This is a genomic window from Marinospirillum sp. (assembly GCF_014859565.1).
In genome coordinates, this window is sequence record NZ_JACUUA010000282.1 from 1 (window position 1) to 3,680 (window position 3,680).

The 3,680-nt window shown below is 53.0% G+C and carries 3 protein-coding genes; all 3 read right to left on the reverse strand.

What is annotated here, in order from left to right; all coding sequences use genetic code 11:
* Positions 1 to 357: response regulator (locus IBX50_RS18340; protein WP_292257846.1), on the reverse strand; the 357-nt coding region annotated here is incomplete at its 3' end.
* A 16-nt stretch (positions 358 to 373) separates the two neighbouring features.
* Positions 374 to 2,134 (reverse strand): sensor histidine kinase, encoded by a 1,761-nt coding sequence (locus tag IBX50_RS18345; RefSeq protein WP_292257847.1) that lies wholly within the window; start codon positions 2,132 to 2,134, stop codon positions 374 to 376.
* An 8-nt stretch (positions 2,135 to 2,142) separates the two neighbouring features.
* A complete protein-coding gene (locus IBX50_RS18350; protein WP_292257848.1) occupies positions 2,143 to 3,489 on the reverse strand; it encodes a sodium-dependent transporter in 1,347 nt (448 codons plus the stop codon).
* Between the last annotated feature and the right edge of the window lie 191 nt (positions 3,490 to 3,680).

Consider the following 3,680-nt stretch of genomic DNA (forward strand, 5'->3'; position numbering starts at 1 on the left):
GATTGAGTCCAGCAGCAGCTGATCATTAAAGGGTTTCTCAAAAAAATCCAGCGCTCCCTCTTTCATGGCCTGCACTGCCATACCCACATCTGCATGACCACTCATCAGAATAACCGGCAGCAGAGGCTGTTGCTGCTTCAGCTGCTGTTGCATTTCCAGTCCGCTCAAACCGGGCATCCGCACATCCAGCAACAGACAACCGGGTCGATCACTGACTGGGCAGGCTAAAAAGTCATCCGGATGTCCAAAAGCCATCACCTCCAGATCGACGGTTTCCAGCAACCACTGCAAGGACTCACGCACCTGCTGATCATCATCCAGCAGTCGAATCAAAGGCTGGGTTGTTTCCTTGTGCATCCATTTCACTCCAGAGTCAGGTTTTGAGTTGTGGCAACTCAATCCGAGCCACGGCACCAGCTTCCGGGCGGTTGGTCAAAGTCAGTGATCCGCCGTGTGAGCGCACCAGAGTCTGGCAGAGTTTAAGCCCCAATCCCATGCCGTTGCGGCGGGTAGTAAAAAACGGGTCAAACAGGTGTGCAGCCACATCAGCAGCAATCCCTTCACCCTGATCTTTAATGCTGATGACCCAGCAATGCTGCTGTTGCTCACAGGTGATGTCAAGATTACGCGCAGCTAATGATGTGTTTTGCATGGCATCCAGCGCGTTGTTCAGCAGATTGATAAACAACTGCAGCAGCTCAATGCGATTGCCATGCACAAGAGACGGAGAAGGCGGTAATTGCAAATGTATTTGCACCTGTCGCGCCCGAATGTCCGGTTCTGTCAGCAACAGTGCTTCTTCCAGCAACAGGTTGATATCCAGGTTTTCTTTGGCTGGCAGCTCCTTGCGCAAAAACCCTCGCAGATTACGAATAATGCCTGCCGCTCGCTCACTCTGGGCAACAATTCTGGATGCAGCATCACGCAGTCTGCTCCCTTCAGCCTCTTGTTGTCCTGTAGCGGGTTTATCCAGCAGGCGCAACATACCCTGTGCATAATTCATGCTGGCTGTTAGAGGTTGATTCAATTCATGCGCCAGCCCAGCGGCCAGCTCGCCCATCATGGAAATACGGGATAAATGAGCCAGTTCTGCTTTTTTCTGCTGCTGTTCATGCATCAATAATTGCAGCTCATGGGTACGCAATCGCACCAGATGACTCACACGTAAATGATGGATCAGGAATAAAATCATCAGCCCTGCAAGTACCAGCAGGAGATAGCGGTATTGGTGCAGCAGTGCCAGCAGCGGGTTACGGGGGAAGGCTGCATAAGGTCCAACTCTAAGGCGTTCAAACAATTGGTACACTGGTTGATAGGATAGGGGCGTAGACCACTGCGAACGATTTTCCGGTGTATCCGGCATCTGTAGCAGTGCCAGTGCAATCTGTTGTACTACCTCAGTTGGCTGACGACCTGTGCTTAAAAATGGCCAGTCAGGATAAAGGTCGCTGGATAGCTGACAGGGATACCCCGCCATTTGACGCTTCCCAATCACTCTGTAATCCTGCAAATCAAGCCGACCTTCTGCCGCCAGAGATTCCAGCAGGCAGCTACGCAAGACCACCGCATCCACTTCTCCTGTATTCAGGCGATCCAGCAGTGCTTCCATCGGATATCCGGTAAAGATCCACTCACCCACATCGCGTTGCAGATTAAGGCCATGATGTTCAAGCTGATCCCAGATCAACTGGAAACCACCAAAAGCCTCCGGGTGCACTGCGGCCACACGTCGATTACGCAGATCTCGCCACTGCTGCACGGCTGATTCAGCTGCCACTATCAACACTGACCCCACCGCCTGCTGCGGCGGATCAAAGGCAGGGTTTCTCAGGGTAGCCAGAGGTGCCAGCGGATAGTGCTGACTCAGCTGTACATAATGCCCGGGGTTGGTCATGACAAAATCCAGCTGGCCTGCTGCCAAAGCGACTTCCAGCTCTTGCAGATTAAGTGGATGTAAAACCACCTGATGATTCGGGAGTTGCCGACCTATGGCAGCCAAGGTTGGCTGCCAATAACCGGCTGGAATAACACTATCACGCCATTCCAGTACACCGAGATGCAGGGTGGAAGAGGGCACAGCATTACTGTTGCCACTCAGCAGCAGCAATACCAGCCACAATCCCACTTTATGCATAAGTCACATCAAAGGTTGGCAAAAAACACGATCAACACACCAACCGGTGCCAGATAACGCGCCAGCAGGTTCCACAGGCTGAAGTCATAAATATCCAACCCCAGCTCTTTGCGTACATCTTCTTTTTCCAGACACCAGGCGACAAACAGGATGACACCCAGGCCAGTCAGAGGCAGCAGGAATTTGCTGGTCAGGGTATCCAGCAGATCAAAAATGTTCAGCCCCAGAATCAGGAAATCGCCCAGCAGATTAAAGGACAACAGCGCCAGTATCCCCAATGCCCATGCAGCAATACCAGCAACCACCGTGGAAGCTAAGCGACTCAGTGGTGTGCGCTCTTCAACAAACTCTACCACAGGCTCCAGCAGGGAAATTGCCGAGGTGATAGCCGCAAAGGTCAGCAGCACAAAAAAGGCCACACCCACCAACCAACCCGCAGTGATATTGCCAAATGCCACCGGCAGGGTGACAAAAATCAGACCGGGGCCTTGTCCAAGATCCAGGCCGTTGGCAAACACAATCGGGAAGATCGCCAGACCGGCTGCCAGAGCAATCACCGTATCCAAAATCACCACCGTGCGAGCGGCCTGCAACAGGTTCACGTCTTCGCCCAGGTAGGAACCATAAGCCATCATGATGCCCATACCCAGCGACAGGGTGAAAAAGGCGTGACCCAGTGCAGCCAGAACAATACCACCATGAAGCTGTGACCAGTCAGGCTTGAACATAAAATCCAGTGCCTGCATAAATCCGCCAGTGGTCATACCATAAAGCACCAACAGCACCAGCAGCCCGGCCAGTGCAGGCATCAGGGTTTTAGCGGCTTTTTCCAGCCCACCGGTCACACCCCGCGCCACAATACCAATGGTAATCAGCATAAACAGGCTGTGCCAGAACACTAATATTGCTGGGCTGGCCAGCAAACCAGTAAACAAGGCGCCAATACCGTCACCATCTTGTCCGGCAAAGTTACCGATTACAGCATCCTTGACATAAGCCAGTGACCAGCCACCAATGACACTATAAAAAGACAGAATCAGGAAAGCCGCCAGCACACCACTCAGACCCACCAGCACCCAGGCTTTGCTGCTGCCACTTTTTGCCGCCAGATCCTGCATGGTGTAAATGGGGTTTTTCTGACCACGGCGACCCAGCAACCACTCACCAACCAGAATCGGTAAACCGATCAGAAAAATACACGCCAGATAGATCAGCACAAACGCCGCACCGCCGCTGTCGCCAACCATGTAGGGGAATTTCCAGATATTGCCCAGACCCACTGCCGAGCCTGTTGCTGCGAGCACAAAACCCATGCGGGAAGACCACTGGGCATGAACCTTGGTTGTTGTAGTCATAACCTTTCCTCAACCCCGTGTTCTTGATTGATGGCCGTTAGCACCAGCATCACCGGCAGCCTGCCACCAGACATCAACAACGTCGGCCTCCTTCGGGGTAAGAAGGCCAGGGGTCTGGCAGGATCACTGCTTAAACATGGGTGATGCCAGCGGATATACCGGCTCACGTGACCCAGGTTAGTTGACCGATC

Bases quoted from the DNA above. Each gene is read 5' to 3' on its own strand.
- IBX50_RS18345 (WP_292257847.1), bottom strand. From the start codon at position 2,134: ATGCATAAAGTGGGATTGTGGCTGGTATTGCTGCTGCTGAGTGGCAAC.
- IBX50_RS18350 (WP_292257848.1), bottom strand. From the start codon at position 3,489: ATGACTACAACAACCAAGGTTCATGCCCAGTGGTCTTCCCGCATGGGT.